Annotated in this window: 16 protein-coding genes; 6 read left to right on the top strand and 10 right to left on the bottom strand. The window is 55.5% G+C overall.

From position 1 onward, the window contains the following. Positions 1–6 precede the first annotated feature (6 nt). The 7 genes from gcvT to JRF57_01440 form a co-directional block, all read right to left on the bottom strand. Positions 7–2,673: a glycine cleavage system aminomethyltransferase GcvT gene (gene gcvT, locus JRF57_01470; GenBank protein MBW2302361.1), complete on the bottom strand. Its 2,667-nt coding sequence runs from the start codon at positions 2,671–2,673 to the stop codon at positions 7–9. 299 nt (positions 2,674–2,972) lie between these two features. Beyond that, positions 2,973–4,121 carry an acyl-CoA dehydrogenase family protein gene (locus JRF57_01465; GenBank protein ID MBW2302360.1) on the bottom strand — a complete coding sequence of 383 codons (1,149 nt, stop codon included), beginning with the start codon at positions 4,119–4,121 and terminating at the stop codon, positions 2,973–2,975. Between the two features lie 57 nt (positions 4,122–4,178). Then, positions 4,179–5,147, bottom strand: a complete 969-nt coding sequence (locus tag JRF57_01460; GenBank protein ID MBW2302359.1) for an electron transfer flavoprotein subunit alpha/FixB family protein — start codon at positions 5,145–5,147, stop codon at positions 4,179–4,181. Then, entirely contained in the window at positions 5,148–5,939 is a 792-nt protein-coding gene (locus JRF57_01455) for an electron transfer flavoprotein subunit beta (protein ID MBW2302358.1), read from the bottom strand. 91 nt (positions 5,940–6,030) lie between these two features. Continuing rightward, positions 6,031–8,013: a 4Fe-4S dicluster domain-containing protein gene (locus JRF57_01450; protein ID MBW2302357.1), complete on the bottom strand. Its 1,983-nt coding sequence runs from the start codon at positions 8,011–8,013 to the stop codon at positions 6,031–6,033. Further along, positions 8,010–8,597: a TetR family transcriptional regulator gene (locus JRF57_01445; GenBank protein MBW2302356.1), complete on the bottom strand. Its 588-nt coding sequence runs from the start codon at positions 8,595–8,597 to the stop codon at positions 8,010–8,012. The genes JRF57_01450 and JRF57_01445 overlap by 4 nt, the downstream gene beginning before the upstream one ends. A gap of 370 nt (positions 8,598–8,967) precedes the next feature. Then, positions 8,968–9,597, bottom strand: a complete 630-nt coding sequence (locus JRF57_01440; protein ID MBW2302355.1) for a carbonic anhydrase — start codon at positions 9,595–9,597, stop codon at positions 8,968–8,970. A 240-nt stretch (positions 9,598–9,837) separates the two neighbouring features. Here JRF57_01440 and JRF57_01435 point away from each other — a divergent pair, with 240 nt between their 5' ends. The 3 genes from JRF57_01435 to JRF57_01425 are packed head-to-tail and all read left to right on the top strand — an operon-like array spanning position 9,838 to position 11,630. Beyond that, positions 9,838–10,089, top strand: a complete 252-nt coding sequence (locus JRF57_01435) for a type II toxin-antitoxin system Phd/YefM family antitoxin (GenBank protein ID MBW2302354.1) — start codon at positions 9,838–9,840, stop codon at positions 10,087–10,089. Next, on the top strand, positions 10,086–10,472 hold the full coding sequence (locus tag JRF57_01430) for a type II toxin-antitoxin system VapC family toxin (protein ID MBW2302353.1): 387 nt from the start codon (positions 10,086–10,088) through the stop codon (positions 10,470–10,472). Before JRF57_01435 ends, JRF57_01430 begins: the two co-directional genes overlap by 4 nt. Before the next feature lie 42 nt (positions 10,473–10,514). After that, on the top strand, positions 10,515–11,630 hold the full coding sequence (locus JRF57_01425) for a serine hydrolase (GenBank protein MBW2302352.1): 1,116 nt from the start codon (positions 10,515–10,517) through the stop codon (positions 11,628–11,630). 292 nt (positions 11,631–11,922) lie between these two features. On the opposite strand, the gene JRF57_01420 is transcribed toward JRF57_01425, so the two are convergent. Next, entirely contained in the window at positions 11,923–12,144 is a 222-nt protein-coding gene (locus tag JRF57_01420; GenBank protein MBW2302351.1) for a hypothetical protein, read from the bottom strand. A 1,229-nt stretch (positions 12,145–13,373) separates the two neighbouring features. Here JRF57_01420 and JRF57_01415 point away from each other — a divergent pair. From JRF57_01415 to JRF57_01405, 3 genes are all read left to right on the top strand, one after another. Beyond that, the gene (locus JRF57_01415) at positions 13,374–14,009 is read left to right on the top strand and encodes a hypothetical protein (protein ID MBW2302350.1); all 636 of its coding nucleotides are present in this window, start codon (positions 13,374–13,376) and stop codon (positions 14,007–14,009) included. An 85-nt stretch (positions 14,010–14,094) separates the two neighbouring features. After that, positions 14,095–14,637: a hypothetical protein gene (locus JRF57_01410; protein ID MBW2302349.1), complete on the top strand. Its 543-nt coding sequence runs from the start codon at positions 14,095–14,097 to the stop codon at positions 14,635–14,637. A gap of 333 nt (positions 14,638–14,970) precedes the next feature. Then, positions 14,971–15,483 carry a purine-binding chemotaxis protein CheW gene (locus tag JRF57_01405; GenBank protein ID MBW2302348.1) on the top strand — a complete coding sequence of 171 codons (513 nt, stop codon included), beginning with the start codon at positions 14,971–14,973 and terminating at the stop codon, positions 15,481–15,483. A 36-nt stretch (positions 15,484–15,519) separates the two neighbouring features. On the opposite strand, the gene yedF is transcribed toward JRF57_01405, so the two are convergent. Further along, positions 15,520–16,122: a sulfurtransferase-like selenium metabolism protein YedF gene (gene yedF / locus JRF57_01400; GenBank protein ID MBW2302347.1), complete on the bottom strand. Its 603-nt coding sequence runs from the start codon at positions 16,120–16,122 to the stop codon at positions 15,520–15,522. Positions 16,123–16,229: 107 nt separating this feature from the next. Then, positions 16,230–17,279 (bottom strand): selenide, water dikinase SelD, encoded by a 1,050-nt coding sequence (gene selD, locus JRF57_01395; GenBank protein ID MBW2302346.1) that lies wholly within the window; start codon positions 17,277–17,279, stop codon positions 16,230–16,232. Between the last annotated feature and the right edge of the window lie 405 nt (positions 17,280–17,684).

The raw sequence follows: 17,684 nt of genomic DNA, 5'->3' as shown, positions 1-17,684 counted from the left end.
GAAGGACTAAAAGGTATCTATGAGCTGTTTCTTCAAGGGGGCCAGTAGACCGTCATCGAGACAATAGCCCAATTCCAGGAAACGGCTACGAAGCTTGACAATCTCCTCCTTCACGTTCTTACCCCGAACGGCTTCGGCCAGGAGGTGGGCCAGGGCCTCGAAATCTTTTTCCTTCATGCCGAAGCGGGTCATCTCGGAGACCCCCATGCGGAGCGCGGAGCTGGCGGTAAAGGACTCGTCAAAGGGGGTGGCCTGATAGTTCACGATGATGTTGTTCATTTCCAGGATGCGGGCAACCCCTGGCCCTTTCCCGTAACCTACGTTGAGGATGACCTGGTGAGTCTCGGTATAGCCGCACTCCGGATCCCCCTCCACCTGAAGCCCCGCCTCCTTCAGTCCCCTTGCGAAGGCCTTGGCGTTTCGGATCACCTGGGCCTGATACTCGTCCTTGAAGGTGTTCATCTCAATGGTTGCGAGAAGGAGCCCAAGGAGACTTCCGAGGTGGTGGTTGCTCACCATGCCTGGAAAAGCGCGCCGTTCGATGGCTTCCCATAGCTCGAAGCCGGGGGTATTTTCTTCGAAATCCCCTCCGACCACTCCCCTCTGGGTCCCGAAGAAGGTCTTGTGGGTGGAGCCGGTGACGATGTCAGCCCCTTCCCTGAAAGGCTCCTGGAAATGGGGCCCCACTAACCCCAGGACATGGGCCATATCGTACATGATCAGGGGGCGGGGCCTGTGGCCTTCCACGAGTTTGCGGATCTCCGCAATCGGCTCGGGATGAAGCACCATGCTTTTGCCGAAGATGATCACCTCGGGATTCACCTGTTCAAGGAGCTTCCCGGTGGCCTCGACATCGATCCGGTAAGGATTGTCTTCCATGACGGGGAAGTTGATCACGGCGTATTGATCAGTGAGGGGGTCCCGGGCGATATAGTCCCTTAAGGCCCCCATGGGCTGTGAACTCAGGTGCCCGCCCTTGCCGATGTGGTTGTTCATGGCCAGGCGGATTCGTTCAGCCTCCCGCTTTCGGTTTGTGCGGTTCTTGAAATCCACGAAGGCGCTGAAGACCGTCATGTTGGCCATCTGCCCACTCACCGGCCGCACTTCGACCAGGGGACAACCCAGGTAGTCGGCCATTTCCGCCTTCAGGCGTTCCTCGACCCAGGCGATGAAATCAGTGCCCTGGTAATAGAATACCTCCTGTTCGAAGGCGGCGAGTAGTTCCCTGTGCTCGGCGTACCGGCCCACTGGGTCGGACACGGACAGGAGCCGAACCAGGGGAGAGGGGGTCTGCTCAGACGGGATCAGGTTGATGCACCGGGTCTGCCTCCAGATGTGATTTTCAATGCCTTTCTTAAGAAGGATTTCAGCCTTCTCCATGCCCTGCCCGAGGAGTTCGCCTGGTTTGGGTTTTTCGAAATCCACAGGGATCGAACGGAAGTATGGAGGGGCTTCGGAGCGGCCGTGCCAGCGAACGATTTTTCCCTTTAGCCTTCGCCTGCGCACTGAGATCTCGAGGTCCGTATCGGGCTGGAGGGTGGAATCCACCAAGGCCAAGGCGATGGCCCTCCGGGCCGATTTCCCCGTGAGGGTCATGGTGGCCCCCTCACCTTCAAAGATCCAGTAGGGAATCATCGTACCGCTGGTCACCACTCCGACTTTCTCCCCCCTCAGGAGAACCTCATCCCCCTGGCGGGCGATTCCCTTGTCCTGGATCGCAACGGGATGAATGCGGCGGGGAAGGGCCTCTGGAGGACTGCTCAAAAGGCCGTTCCGGATCTTTTCAAGGGCCTGGAATTGGCGCTCAAGGGCCTCCCGGCCCACGAAGGACCCCTTCCGGGGGTTGAAACTCACTGCCATGGGGGCCAAGGTAATGGCGAAAATAGGGATTTCTTTGCCTTCCGGATCAAGCCCCAGTTCGTGGCCGTAAAGGGGCATGCCGGCCTCCAGTCTCAAGGTGTCCCGGGCCCCGAGCCCGATGGGCAGGATCCCCATGTCCCTGCCCGCTTCATAAAGGGCCGACCACACGGCCTCGGTCTTGTCGGCTGGTGGAAAGAGCTCAAAGCAAAGGGGTTCTCCCGTGTAACCCGTCCGTGCTATGGGTACGGGAGTCCCGGCGATGATCCCTTCCGAGAGCCTGTTCCGCATGGGTTCCGGCAGTCGGCCTCCCTCCATGGCTTTTTCAAGGACGGCCTTGGTCCCGGGACCCTGGAAGGCGATCATGCCGAGGGCATGGGTATGGTCCTCGAGGCGGACATCACCAAAATCCCGGGCCTGCTCTTGAAAGTGGTCCCAGACCTTCCCGCGATTGGCCGCATTGACCACGAGCAGGTAGTCTTCTTCCCCGAACCGGTAAAGGTAGGCATCGTCGATGGCACCCCCCTCCTGATTGGGCACCAGGGTGTACTGGGCCTGCCACGGCTCGAGGGCCTCGGCATTGTTGCTCAGGACGTGCTGGAGAAAGGCGATCCTGTCCTTGCCCTTGATCCGGAAACGGCCCATGTGGCTCACGTCGAAAAGGCCGCCTGCCTTGCGGACGGCCAGGTGTTCTTCAATGATGCCGGTTTTATACTGGACCGGCATCTCCCATCCCCCGAAGTCGATCATTTGACCGCCGTTGGCCTTGTGCCAGGTGTTGAGCGGCGTTTTTGTGAGTTCGGCATCCCCTGTCATGGTTTCCTCCCTGGGTAAGACGATGATAAGGTGATTTTTATGGTGTTTTCCTCAAAAATAAAACAAAAAACTGAAAAAATCGTCCATAAAATTTCAAAAATTATAAAAAATACATGAAGAGGTGTCAAACTCATTTTTTGTCCCATTCGGGGAATGAGAGAAACTTACGCTTTCAGACTAACACATCAGTTCGATCGTTTTCAAAAATAGGGTTCAAGGATTCAAAGGGTCCAGGGGGCGAGTGAGTGAAAATGATTTTCACTTGGCCCCTAAAGCTATCGGCTTCAGCCGATAGGGGTTTATATCGATCCGATAAGGGAGCGTGAAATGATGGTCTTTTCCATCTCCTTGGTGCCTTCATAGATCTCCAGTATTTTGGCGGCCCGGTAAAGACGGTTGATCCTGTACTCGTCGATATATCCATATCCCCCGTGGAGTTGGAGGGCTTCGTCAACGCAACGCACGGCGGTCTCCGCTGAAAACCACTTGGCCATGGCAATCAGGGCATGATCCACCTTGCCCTGATCCACGCTCCATGCGGCCTCGTAGTAAAGGTTTCGCGCCGCACGGATCCAGGTCGCCATTTCCGCGAGCTTGAACTGGGTCACCTGGAAAGAGGCAAGGGGGCGTCCGAATTGACGCCGTTCCTTTGTGTGGCGAAGGGCCTCTTCCAGGGCGGCCCGGGCCAGGCCCACGGCCTGGGCGCTCACGTGGGGACGGGTGCGGTTGAAAAAGGCCATGAGCTGCCGGAATCCTTCGCCCTCTTTCCCCACGAGATTATCCAGGGGGACGCGGACATCCGTCAGGGAGAGCTCGGCCGTGTCCGATGCCCGAATACCCATTTTCCCTCGGATCTTCTTGGCCTTGAAGCCTGCGGTGTCTGTGGGCACCAGGATGAAGCTGTGGCGGCCGTGGCGGGAGGGGTTGTCGGGATCCGTCCTGCAAAAGAGGAGAATGAAATCGGCAATGGTGCCGTTTGTTGTGAACATCTTGCTCCCGTTGATGACCCATTCCTGCCCATCCTTGGCGGCCGAGGTCATGGCGCCTGCAACGTCCGAGCCCGCGTTGGGCTCGGTGATGGCCGTTCCCATGACGGCCTTGCCCGATACCAGGCGGGGAAGGATGGACTGTTTTTGCTCTTCCGTTCCATAGAGAAGGAGCAGTTCTGAGCCGAAGGTGGTGGAGAGAATAGCCTGCCCGATGCCGGGATCCACGGCCCAGAACTCTTCGGAGATGAGGGAATGCTCAAAAAATCCCAACCCGGCTCCGCCGTATGCCTCTCCGATGAACACCCCGACGAAACCCAGCTCGCAGGCCTTTCGCCAGAGATCCAGGTCAAAGGTCTCTTCCCTGTCAAACTCCAGGGCCCTGTCCGGGAACTCTGCCCGGGCGAATTTTTTCGCAGCCCTGACGATATCCCGTTGTTCCTTGCTGAGTGAAAAGTCCATCCTTCTTCTCCTTGCTTTGCTGGCGGATTTCCGGGGGGTGATGGGTCGGGCCGCCCCTCAGGCGAATTTCTCCTTAAGGATGGGCAGTACCTTCATGACATCCCCGATGATGCCGTAATGGGCGAAGCCGAAGATGGGAGCCTGGGGGTCCTTGTTCACGGCGATGATGGTGCCGGAATTTTTCATGCCCGCCTGATGCTGGTAGGCCCCACTGATCCCTAAGGCGATGTAAACTTTGGGCCTCACGGTCTTTCCCGATGTCCCGACCTGGCGGCTTTTAGGGAGCCATCCCTCGTCGGCCACGGGGCGGGAGCAGGAGAGGGTGGCGCCGATGGCGTCCGCGAATTCCTGTGCCAGGGGAATGTTTTCGGGTTTCCCGATGCCGCGTCCTACAGAGACCAGAATGTCTGCTTCCGCAATATCCACATCCGCCGGCCCGGTTTCAAGGTATTCCAGAAATCGGCGGCCCCTCAGGCCGGTCCAGTCATGGGAGTCGAGCACCTTGAGATGGGCCGATTTTCCTTGACCGCGCCGACACTCAAAGCACCCCGGCCGGATGGTCAGGAGATATTGTTCGGAGGGTTTCAAGGAGATACGGGCCTGGATCTTGCCCCCATACATCTGGCGGAGGATCTGAAGCCCTCCGGAGGTCGCCTCCACCTCCAGGCAGTCGGTGACGAGGGGGATGGAAAGCCGGGCGGCCAGGGAAGGGGCTAGGTCCATCCCCATGGATGTGTGTCCCATCAGGATGAACCTGGGGCGTCTTTCCGCCAAGACCCTTTCAAGGACAGCGAGGTAGTGGTCGGCGTTGTAATGGGCAAGCCCTTCATCACCTATGACCAGGAGGTCGTCGCAGGAGGCTGCCAGTTCCTTTTCACCCGGGTATGCCTCTCCTCCGCAGGATAAGAGGACCGAGACCGTTGCCTCCCTCTCAATGCCTAGTCGATTTGCAAGCGTCAGGATCTCGAAAGTGATATCCCTGACTTGCCCCTGCCTGTGTTCGGCGAGCACCAGGATCTCTTCCATTTATGCCGTCCCTCCTTTCTCACGAATGATCCAAGCGACCTTTTCGCAGACCTCTTCAAGACTCCCCTTTAGGATCTCCGCACCATCACCTGCCTCCGGCAGGGAGAGGGCGATGGATTCAAGGGCCGAGGCTCCGGCGCCGATCTCTTCTTCCCCGAGACCCAGATCGCCCGCATCAACTTCCCGGATCTCCACATTCCGCACGCTGCGGATCCCGGTGATGGAGACGTAGCGGGGAATATTGATCCCGCTCTGAATGGTCATGAGGGCGGGAAGAGGAAGAAGAACCTTCTCCTGGATTCCCGCCTCCAATTCACGGGTGGCGATCACGGTTCCCTCCTCCACCTCTATCCCCACCACCAGGGAGGCGTATGGGAGGCCGAAATATTCCGCCAAGGTGAGACCGACCTGGCCCCAGCCGTCATCAGACGCCTGGACCCCGGTAAGGATGAGGTCGAAGGGCACACCCTTGAGGGCACGGTATAGTCCCCTGGCGATCCCGGCTGCGTCAGAACCTTCGAATCCGTCCCAGTCGATCCGTATGGCCTCATCCGCCCCCATTGCAAGGGCCTGGCGGAGGACGTCTTCGCTCTCTTCGTCACCCAGGGTCACCACCGTGACTTTTCCGCCGTGGCGCTCCTTGATCCGAACGGCCTCCTCCACCGCGTAGTTGTCCCATTCGTTGATGTCGAATTCCAGATCCTCCCTGTCGATGTCCGTCCCGTCCCGGTCGATTTCCAGTTCGGCGTCGATCACCTCGGGGACCTGCTTGATGCAAACGATGATCTCCATGCTTCTTTCCTCCCGGTCTCTGGTAATTTTTTATGCTTAACAGTGTGCAGAAAAACGTAGCGGGCGCAGCTGAGGTAAGGCAAAATGATTTTCACTTGACCCCTTCCGTTGCATTTTTAAGCCCGAGGGCCAGTACCACCAGTTCATTGAGGTCCATCACCCTGAGCCGGTCCTCGAGTCCCGCGGTTTTGCGGGCGTCTTCCAGCATGATCAGGCAAAGGGGGCATGCCGTCACCAGGACCTCGGCCCCGGTCTCTGCGGCTTCCTGGATCCGGATTTCGGACATCTTGGGATTCCCGTCCAGTTCTTCCTGCCACATTCGCCCGCCTCCGCCCCCGCAGCAGAGACTGTTTTCCATGGTGTGGGGCATTTCCAGGAGTTTGACGCCTGGAATCGCCTGGATCACCTTCCTGGGAGCATCGAACACACGGTTGTATCGCCCCAGGTAACAGGGATCGTGAAAGGTGACCCGCAAATCGAGGGATCGGGTGAAGGCTAGCGCCCCCTTTTGGAGGATTTCATCGAGTAGCTGGGAGTAATGCCGGACGCGGAAGGCCGTCTCCCCGTCCCCGGGGCGGACCTTGAAGGCGGCATAGTCGTTTTTCATGGTATGAAAGCAGTGGGGGGAGGAAGTAACGATGTCTGTGACCCCCCATCGCATGAACAGCTCCATGCAATCCTCCATCTTCATCTCGAAAAGGCCCGCTTCACCGGCCCGGCGGGCGATGTCCCCGCAGCAGGGTTCCTTCTTGCCCAGGGTGCCGAAGGAGATGTCCGCGTGGGCCAGGACGTCCGCGAGGGAGCAAGCAAGGGAACGGGCCCGGGAATCCATTGCGGTCGTGCACCCCACGAAGTAGCACAAAGGGACTTCTTCACCCTTGCTGATATCAGGTATATTCCTATCTCCGGCCCAGGCGGCTCTCTTCTTCTTGGTCGCCTCCCAGGGGTTGTTGTACTTGTAGAGGGTCTTGAGGGAGCGGCCGAGGAGCGGCGGCATGCCGCCTCCATTCTCCACGGACCAGCTCCTGGCCTCAAGGAGGGTATCGGGCGTGGGTACATAGATCGGGCAGACCTCCAAACAGGCCCTGCAAGTGGTGCAGTGCCAGATTCTTTCCTCGGTGAAGTCGGTTTTAAGGCCTGCTTCTCCTATTGGCAGGGGACGATCGGCCGAGATATTTTGCCGGGCCCAGAGGATGAAATCCCTGGGTGAAAACGGCTCGCCGGCCAAGGCGGCGGGGCAGACCTCGGTGCAGCGACCGCACCGGGTGCAGGCATCCAGGAATATCCGGCTGTCCAGCGAGTAAGGCCGATGTCCCTCCTGTAGCACTTCGGCCGGAAGGATATGAACCGGCCTGTTGCTCAGGTATATAGCTGCGGGGGCCGAAAGGAGGTGAAACAACTTGGAATAGGGGATATAGGCGATCAGTCCCAAGCTCAGTACAGCATGCCCCCACCACAGGAATAGATAGGCGTGAAGCGCCCTTTGGCCGTCATGCCAGAGCGGGGCGAAGATATACCCGAAAAAGGACCAAGTCGCCCAGGCAGGGTCCTGGGCCGCGAGGCGGCTTGATTCGAGCAGGAACCCCGACAGGGAGACCGCGATGAGCCAGAGGGGGATGATCAGGTCTTCAAGGCGCCGTTCGAGGCGGGGAACCCGCTGAAGGTAGCGGCGTGCCAGGGCCCAGAGAATACCTGCCGTGAACATCAGGCCGAAAATTTCCATGAAGACGGCATAGCAAAGGTATACACGGCCCTGGAGAAAGCCTTCGAACCAGTAGTCCGCCGAGAGGAGGAGTGTCCCCAGGAAGAGGCCGAGGAAACCCCAGGAGATGAGGAGGTGCATAGTCCCCGCAGCGGCGTCTCCCCTGAATATCCTCCGTCCCAGCAAAGCGTCGAGAAGAAGCTTTTTAAGAGCTTCCTTCGGGAAAGAGGGAACCCGGGACCTGGTCCCCCTTAGCCAAAGGCTGATTCGAGAGGCAAGACCCGCCCCGAAGATCGCCAAGGCGACTCCTGCCAGGAGGTAGAAGGCCCAGACGGGGTGGATGTTCCAGTAGGTAGGCCGGAAAGGTGTCATGGCGGGTACAGGATTCCTTTCGTAAAGATCTTTACAAAGTGGTCGGCCAAGCGGTCAGGCCCGATGGGGCCATCCTTTCGGTACCACTTGATCGTATAATGGACCATGCCGAAAAAGGCGAAAGTGGCGATAGTGGGATCGATGTCCTTCATCTTCCGGGTCCGCATCAATTCTTCCAAAATGGACCGGATGAGCTTTACATACTCCCTCTCCTTTTCCACCAGAACCTGCCGGTATTCCCTGCCCAGGGAATTCATCTCGTTTACCAGCAGGGAAAGGCTGTCCTGGTCCCCCGCATAATAGCGGGTATAAAAAGCCAGGACACGGTCGAGCTTCTCTTCCGGGGAGAGGTTAGAAGAACAAATATCCCTCAGGACTGCGAGGGCCTCATCCATGGCCTCGTTCATGATGAGAAAGAGGATCTCTTCCTTGCTCGAAAAGTAATGGTAGAGGGAGGACTGGTTCATGCCGAGAGTCCGTCCGATCTCCCGCATGGAAGTGCCATGGTAACCCTTCACGGCGAAAAGGCGGGCTACGACCCTTCGAATCTCCTTGCGCTTTTCCGGGTTCTTGGGCTTGGACATGTCATGATACCGAAATCGGCTGATAGTCAAACGAACGTTCGTTTTATAGTTAAGCCGTCCGAAATTGTCAAGGATAATTTTCCCCCGAAACCGGCTCAATAGGGGCTCTCGGTGGAGCTCTTGTCCGATTTCCCTAAGATCAGGATTTAAGCGACCCCCGCAGAAATTTCGTGGTGGGGGTCTGTCTTGCGGCCTACCGAGGAGAATTTACATGGGCCCCGATCGGGGGGCCCGTTCAAATCCTTTTAGGGGAAGGGAAGAAGGGATTCAGATTGAAGGTGTGCCGGACCCGGCGGGAAAGAACGGAGAGGTCAACCCACACCGGAGAGGAATGAATCTCTGAAGACCCCCGGGGCGGGGGTTCCCCGCCTCATTCTTGCCCGGGAAGGGAAAGAGGAGTCCATCCTTTTTCGCTGTCATTATAGCTGAAGAGATCTCCATTATGAAGATCATAGAGCCACCCGTGGATCGTCAGGCGGCCGGCCTCCACCGCTTCCCGGACGCAGGGGTAAGTCATGAGGTGTTCCATTTGAAGCAGCACGTTGGCCTTGATGGTTTCCAGGTAGGGATCGATTTCGGAACCGGCACTTGCCTCCACCCGTTCCCGGGCGGGGCGGGCGTTTTCAAGCCAGCGTGTAATATGGGGCTCGTGCTCCATGTCGAGGGCCTCTCCGAGGGCCTTGATCCCTCCGCACTCCGTATGCCCGCAGATCACGATGTGGGGCACCTGGAGGTGAAGAACGGCATACTCGATGGCCGCTCCAACGGAATCAGCCCCCTTGCCCACAGGAGGAACGATATTGGCGATGTTCCTGATGATGAACAATTCTCCGGGATCCGCCCCCATGATCTGTTCCGGAACCACCCGGGAATCGGAACACCCGACCCATAAAACCTTGGGAGATTGTCCTTTCTGGGCAAGGGCCAGAAAGAAGTCCCGGTTTTTGCTGAAATGCTCTTTGAATCGGCCGTGACCGGCGATCAATGTATGTGTCGGCATGGTCTCCCTCACTTTTGTTGCCAGGATTGGAATAAGAAACTGGGATTAGTTAGTATGCTGTGGACTCCATTGTCAAGGCCGCTCTTATGAGTTTTAGGTGTAGTGAAATATTTATTGTATACCTCAACTGCAGTACGGGTTTAACCTCCTCATCGCGATTTTAAGGTTGACAGGAAGTGATGGTTTTTGGTTAAACTAAGTTTATTGGACTAAATTCAGCTGAGGGGGTATTTGTTATATATGGAGACTATCAATATTCACGAGGCGAAAACTCATCTGTCCCGGCTCGTCGATGAGGCTGCACGAGGAAAGGCATTTGTTATTGCCAAGGCGGGAAAACCGCTGGTCAAGGTCGTGCCTCTGGCCGACGAAGAAAAGCAGGGGAATGGGAAACTTGGATTTATGTCAGGTAGTATTTCAGTCCCTGATGATTTCGACACCATGGGAGGATCAGAGATCAGGGTGTTTTTTGAGGGGGGAAAAGAGTCGTGAAACTGCTGCTTGACACGCACATCCTCCTGTTGGCAGCAGGAGTGCCCGAAAAGCTTACCGAATCAGTGCGTACAATTTTGACCTCACCTGAAAACACACTGTTTTTCAGCGCAGTAAGCATCTGGGAAATCATCATAAAATTGGGCCTTGGCCGGAAGGATTTCAAGGTTGATGCCTACCGTTTCAGAAAAGGGCTTGTTGCCCACGGGTACACCGAGCTGCCTGTAACCGCCGAACATGCCTTACGGGTTGAGTCGTTGCCGCCACTTCACAAAGACCCTTTTGATCGCATGCTTCTTGCTCAGGCCCGCACAGAAGGCCTGCTCCTTGTGACCGCAGATGCTGTCGTAGCCCAATATGAGGAATCCGTCCTTGCCGTGTAAATGGGAGTTGGCCTGGATCGTCCTGCACAATGGGGGTGGAAGGTGAGGGTTCTTGAAAATCCTGAGAGCGTGAGGCTGAAAAAGCTCATTTCGGAAGGTGCGGGTGCGGGTATCTATCCGGGAGCCGTGCTCCTGGCGGCCTGGAAAGGGAAAATAGTGTTTTTCGAGGCCGCCGGGTATCAATCCACCCGGCCCCGGAAACTTCCCATGAAAAGGGACACGATCTTTGACCTGGCTTCTCTTACCAAGCCCCTTGCCACGGCCCTGGCCATGATGAGCCTGGTAGACAGGAGACAACTCGACCTGGATCGGCCCCTCGGTGGAATCCTGTCCTTTGGCGGTCTCGGAGAAAAGGGATCTATTACTCCGCGCCAACTCCTCAGCCATTGCTCTGGTCTACCGGCGTGGAGACCCTTCTACCTTCACCTGGTACATTTCCTTCCCGATGTCAGGAAAAGACTGTTAAGGGAGCAAATACTAGGGCTGCCCCTGGAATATCCCCCAGGGACCAGGGCCGTTTACAGCGACCCGGGCTTCATGCTTCTCGAATGGGTCGTCGAGGAGGCTGCCGGAGAGGCCCTCCCCACTTTTTTGGAAAGGCATTTCTACGGTCCCTTGGGATTGCGGAGGACGTTCCTCGGCGGATTCCCGCAGGCGCCTGAGGGGGTCGGATTGGAGGATATAGCTCCAACGGAGGAGTGCCCCTGGCGCAGGAAGATCCTTCGCGGGGAAGTGCACGATGAGAACGCTTACGCCTTAGGGGGGTATTCCGGGCACGCGGGGTTGTTCGGAACCGCGGAGGAAGTCTACGTTTTACTCGATATGCTGCGCGGGCATTATCTGGGTGTTCGGAAGGATTTCTTCGAGCCGGAGACGGTCAGACTCTTTTTCGAGAGACAGGAGACGGTAAAGGGGAATACCTGGGCCCTGGGGTGGGATACGCCCTCAACAGAGCATTCGAGCGCAGGGGGCCTTTTTTCCAAGAAGAGCGTCGGGCACCTGGGATTTACCGGGACATCCGTATGGATGGACCTTGAAAAGGATGTCATCGTCGTTTTTCTCACGAACCGCATCCACCCTTCCCGTAAGAATGAGAAGATAAGGGAGTTCCGGCCGGTCATTCATAATGCGGTCATGGAAGCATTGGGGCAGAACTAGGAGGGGGCCCGGCCATAAAATGAAAAAATTTGTTCACGGGCAAGCCATAGACTTGCCCGTGAACAAAATCGCATATTTTCAACGGCCTCGCAACATCCTCCATGCACGAGGCGCTTCTGTCGGTGGATATGAGAGGTGCCTGCGGTTGAGCCGTTGTAATGGATCGTCCCGAGCAATCCTACCCTGAGGGACGTCGGGAAACGTATCCTTTCTCCGCCCCCTGGAATCCATTCAGGCCAGGGTATATAATTTTCTCTCCTTTTCTCAGGCCGCCTCTTGAATGAGGAAGGAATTACTCAGCCGGAATGTAAGGAATCTCAATTCCCCACCATCCCTGTTCGAGGGATTTCTTGTAAGTCTCCTTGGTAGGGTGTTTGTATCCCCAGAGGCTGAACTTGGTGTGATCCCAGTTCTTGTAAAGGGTGTCATGTTGCCAGAATTCGGATTCCCTGGCTGCTGCACCGCATCCAAAGAGAAACATGCTCAACACCAGCAATGCAAACAATTTTTTCATACCGGTCCTACCCCTTTCCTTTAATCCGGTAAAGGTCTTTTTTCCTGTCATAAGGCCATAGTATACTTCATTTTTCCTATGGGCCCAGTGTAATGCCCACTCTGTTGATCTTCAGGGTTTCTCATCTACACAGCATTTTTGCCTACATTTCATTCTAGCCAAGATCCGATTTTAGTCAATATCTTTAAGGGAAAACCGCCGGGGACGGGAGGCGGGGTGGCAATCCGTGTTTCAGGGGAACGTTTTCTCCCGGGTGTTGCGATGAATGGAGAAACACCATCTGCTGAGGTATGTCGGATATAGTTCGTTGACGGGAATATGTATAATCCAGGTACCCATTTGAGCACTTTTCCATTCACTCGAGGGACATAAAGATTCCTCTAAAGGCCGGAATCGCATCGTTTTTTAAAGGTTGCATGATTCTTGCAGAATGTTAGAGAGAGTTAGGGCAGGGGACCTTGGCACAACCCAAAAAGGTCAGGATCTCCCGGGAGGATCCGACAAGGGTTATCGAGAAGGTCCGCCCGATATCAGCAGCCGGAAGGTCTTCAGTCCCGATGGGACGTTTTTCGGGGGTTGCCCTCTGGATTCCATAAAGGGTATGATGCAGTAATATATGGACTCACGGAAAGGGCGAGGGTTTCCTTCGATGGTTATGTAAATAGTGCCCATCCATAAATGGCCCTTTTCCCCAATCTTCCGCCTTCGCTACGGCTACGGCGTGACCAGGCTGCGTCAGGCTCAAACCGGGGACCCATCCGAAGGGTGGGAAGTCCAAATGAAGTGTGGACAAAATTTAATCCAAATTATGTGGGACGCTTGTCCAAGGAAGGGTAAAAGGATTTTCCCGGAGCGGCCTATTTTGGCTCTGGAGCAGCCTGCCTGCCGCAGGCAGGGAGAGCGGAAGGGCCAAAATCGGCAGTGAGCGGAGCCATGGACGGCGTAGCGCCTGCCCGCCGGCTGTTTGGCGGGAACGTAGCGGAGGGAACATCCTTTTACCCTTCACCCATCGGGTGCTCTCAGAATGCTTTAACATATTGTAATAAAAATCTATTTCATTTTTCACGCATAATTTGGGTTTAATCTTCGAAATACTTCAATGTATGGTGCCTCTGCCGCTTGGTATTCTGAGCGGGATGGTTAAAATCTTCGCCTTCCTTGACCTTGAACCAAATTGCCTATTTATGGATGGACACTAAATACAAATAATTCCAGCAAGGTGGACTGAAATGAAAACGAGTATGGATAGACTCATGAAAAGCCTTTTCATCCTCGCACTTGCTGCCCTCACTGCATGTGCTTCCTCTCCCCATGGGGGCGGATCCGGGTCGAAGGTCCCGCTACGTTTTTCCTATGCCGCTCCTGATCACTGGATAAGGATCAATGTCTCCAAGTTTGTCATGTTTACCCGAGAAGACCCCTTTTCTCAGTATATCCTGATCCAGCAACGGCCTGTTGAAAAACCCTTCAAACATGCCAAGCGCGGGTTTGATCCAGGGATGGTCCCGCTTGAGGCGGCTGAGGTGGTTCGGGAAGAAATCGCATCCGATGAGGATGTGCTGGACCTGAATGTACTTGAAATCAGCCCTGCGGAAGTGAACGGTTACAATGGGTTTAAAATCGAGTTCACTTATCGGACCAGGAAAGGACATCGTTTCAGGACCCTCTACTATGGATTCCTCAACGATGAATGGTATTACAGTATCCGGTACAATGCAGAAGAGGACAAGTTTTCGGAAACGGACGTTACTACCTTTCAAAAGGTTCTTGGTACTTTCAGAATCCTCTCAGTGGAAAGGGATTCCAACGGGCATCCCACGCATCAGAAATGTCCGTCTGTTTCATCCGGAGAGGAGAAAGGATGAGACCCCGGCTTTACCGGGAACGAAAGCAGGCTGGGGGTATGTTCCCGACTGATTGAAAGGTAAGAAAGGGTGGAGGTGTGCCTTCATGGGTGAGATACGGAGTACGATGGACATCATCATGGAAAAGCTCCAGGGAATCAGCGTGAGCGAGGAGGAGAAGAAAGGTTTTCGGGAGCAGGAAATTAAAGGTAAGGTAAAGGGCCTTGTTCAGAGATACATCGACGGAGCCCTGGACATTCATCGCATGAAGAGGGAAGCCTCTGATCTTTGGAAGCAGGACGAAGATCTCGCCCGGCGACTTTTGACGGAAGAAGTCCTGAATCGATTGGAGCCCGGAAAAAACGAGGAAGCCGTTTTTCAAGCCATGGAAGATGTCCTTGGCCTTGAGACAGGTCCGCTCAGGAAGAAATTGTGGGATTATACCAGCCAACTGGAAGAAGAAAAGAAAAAGCAGATGGCCAGTTTGATGAAAAAGCTTGAGAACAAGGGAATTTCAGGCTCCGCTGTTCTCCCCAATCTGAAGGCTGATCCTGGGTGGAAGACTTTCACGGAGGAGAAAAGAAAGGCCCTGAAAGATGCTCTGGATGGATGGAAAAACGGGGATGACGGGCCGTGGGCACCTGCCTGATGATGGGGCGGAAATGAACCGGCCGCATCACTTTCCCTACCCGTGACAGTCAAGAGACTTTCATCCTTCCTCCATCCCACCATGGCATCGCTCACCATTTCGTCAAAGTCCCCGCATGATTCATCCCGCCTGCTTTGGAGACCTTTAAACCCAAATTATGCGTGAACGTCTGTCCGAGGAGGGGTAAAAGGATCTTCACGAAGCGGCTTATTTCGGATCTTCGTTGTGTCGTTTTCACTGAAAAGTATTCAAGGAAATGCCCTGAGGTGCCGATGGATGAGAACAGGACCCCATTGAGGTTCAGAACGACCCGGAAACAGGGAGGTTCAGGAAATGGCTGAACTGGCGGAAAAGATGGGCCAAGCGATCAATGTCATGGGTCAAAAGGAGGGGAAATACCTCACCTTTTCTCTCGACGGCGAGGAATACGGGATCGGGATCCTGAAAATCAAGGAGATCATAGGCATGATGCCCATTACCCCCGTTCCCCGGACTCCGGATTTTGTGAAGGGTGTCGTTAACTTACGGGGGAAGGTCATCCCAGTGATCGACTTGCGGCTTCGCTTCGGGATGGAGGAGACGGAATACACCGAACGGACCTGTATCATTGTGGTGGAGATCGAACAGGAATCCGGCCAGATGGTTATCGGTATCGTTGTGGATTCCGTCTCTGAGGTTCTCAACATCAAAGAGGAAGACATCGAGGCCACCCCCACCTTCGGGACGAAGCTGGACACGGAATATATCCTCGGCATGGCCAAGATGGAAGGCGGCGTTAAGATCCTCCTGAACATTGAAAAGACGATCGGGGCCACGGAATTGGACCAGATTGCCTCCATTCAATAGTAGGGGGGCTTGCCGCCCTTTCCTCAGGGCGAAATATCAGATATTGATCACTTTGTCGGCCAGTTGCATGGCCGTGACAATATCCAGCATGTTGGTGGTCTCTCCCACCTTTTTCCTGTCCAGAAGATCGAAGTGATCGAGGCAGGTCCCGCACACCAGGATGGTGATCCCATTCTCCTCCAGTCTCTTTAAGACCGGAAGGGCTTCCGATCCGTCGATAGTGAGCTTGACCCCGTTGTTTACAAAGACCAGGCGCCACAGGTCTTTGCCCATTTCTTCCAGGGTGGTCAGAAAATTGATCAGCAGTTTCTTGCCCAGCCCGTCGTCCCCATGACCCATTCGGTCTGTGGCCACCATGATCAGTATTTTCTTTCCGGCCGCTTCAAGACGATCCGCAGAGGTTGCCTCCTCCGTTGATGCCTTCTCCTCCTTGATCCCGGTGACGTGGAAACCAGCATCGTCCTTTTCCACGGAGACCTGGTACTTTTGAGTTTCCAGGAACCGGGTCACGTTTTGCCTCGCTGCTTCATTGTCTACGGTCACCCGTATGAGGCTGGGCTTGTCCTCTTCAATCGCCTTCTTTGTCTCCAGCACCGGGGCCGGGCAGGCCAGCCCACGGCAGTCGATTTCTTTCTTCATTTCATTTTACCCCAAATAGAGTTTGCTGCTTCATGCAGAGTTCGGCATATTCTCTTCACCCCGTTCGTTCCGCCTTCCATGGCTCCGCTCACTGCGGGATTCAGGTCCTATGTGACTACTATTCGCTCCACGGGCGAGGGAAGGACTTCACCCACTACGGCGGCATCTTCAACCCCCCCGGTAACGAGCGCGTCCAGGAGAGCGTCGGCTGAGGCACCGTCCACGCAGATCAACAGCCCCCCCGATGTCTGGGGGTCGTAGAGGATGTCCTGCATGACAGGTCCCACCTGGGGATCAAGGTCGACCATAGTGGATCGAAATTCCCGGTTACGGTGTGTCCCTCCCGGAACGAGGCCTATTGCGGCCAAATCCAGGGCCTCGGGGATGACCGGGATGTCCCGGGAGTGGATGGTGATCCCCGCCTCCGAATCCACGACCATCTCGGCTAGGTGCCCCAGGAGTCCGAACCCCGTGATATCGGTGCAGGCATGGACCGGAAAACCTCCCATGATTTCCGCCGCCCTGCGGTTCAGGGTGGCCATCAGCCGGGTCACCTTTTCAATGAGTTCGGGCGAGGCCATGCCTCCCTTGATAGCAGTATTGATGATTCCCGTCCCGAGGGGCTTTGTCAGGATCAGGCGGTCTCCAGGCCGGATGTCCTTCTTGGTCAATACCCGGTCCGGATGGATGAAGCCCGTGACGGAAAGGCCGTACTTGAGTTCTTTGTCCTCCACGCTGTGGCCGCCCACAAGGACGACGCCGGCCTCTTTCATTTTGTCTAAGCCCCCCTGGATGATTTTTCTCAGCACGGAAAGATCCATCTCACGGCGGGGGAAGGCCACGAGATTCATGGCGGTCTTGGGAACTCCCCCCATGGCGTAAACGTCGCTTAACGCGTTTGCAGCGGCGATTTGCCCGAACCAGTATGGATCATCAACCACAGGGGTGAAAAAATCGACGGTCTGGATGATTGCGATATCATCGGTGACCCTGTAAACCCCCGCGTCGTCCGCCCGGTCCAGGCCCACGATGAGGTTCTCGTCGGCTGGAAATTCCAAGCCACAGAGTGCCTTGTCCAGGTCCCCTGGAGGGAGTTTAGAGGCTCATCCCGCCCCGGTCACGGTACGTGTAAGGCGAGGAGGCAACTTGTCTTCCATGGGTTCCGACTCCACTTAAAAAGTTACGGGTAAGGACCAGAGACCTTTCAATTGCGGCGTCAGGCTCAAATTTCAATCCTCAAAATACTAAATGTATTCCTGCGGTTGAAATTTTCGCCTTCCTTGACCTTGAACAAAATTGAACGTTTTTCAAAGGTCTCGACCAGTCTACTCCTTGAGCCCGTGGCCAGCCATCTCTCCGGCGCCGGATCAGAGTGATCACGGCACGGGGTGCGGCGATGCCTTGCATCTTCGGCAAACTCGACGCTTGCAAGATTCAGGAAACATATGACCTAAACTGAGCGTTTCAAAATTTTGATGAGATCCTTTTATTTAGAAATATCAAAGGAGTACATGGTAGTGTCCGATAAGATATCATTACCTCTAAGGTTAAGGGCATGGCAT

It is taken from the genome of Deltaproteobacteria bacterium, assembly GCA_019310525.1.
Taxonomy (GTDB): Bacteria; Desulfobacterota; DSM-4660; order Desulfatiglandales; family HGW-15; genus JAFDEE01.
Note: the sequence above shows the minus strand (reverse complement) of the source record. Positions and strands in the feature narration are given on the sequence as shown.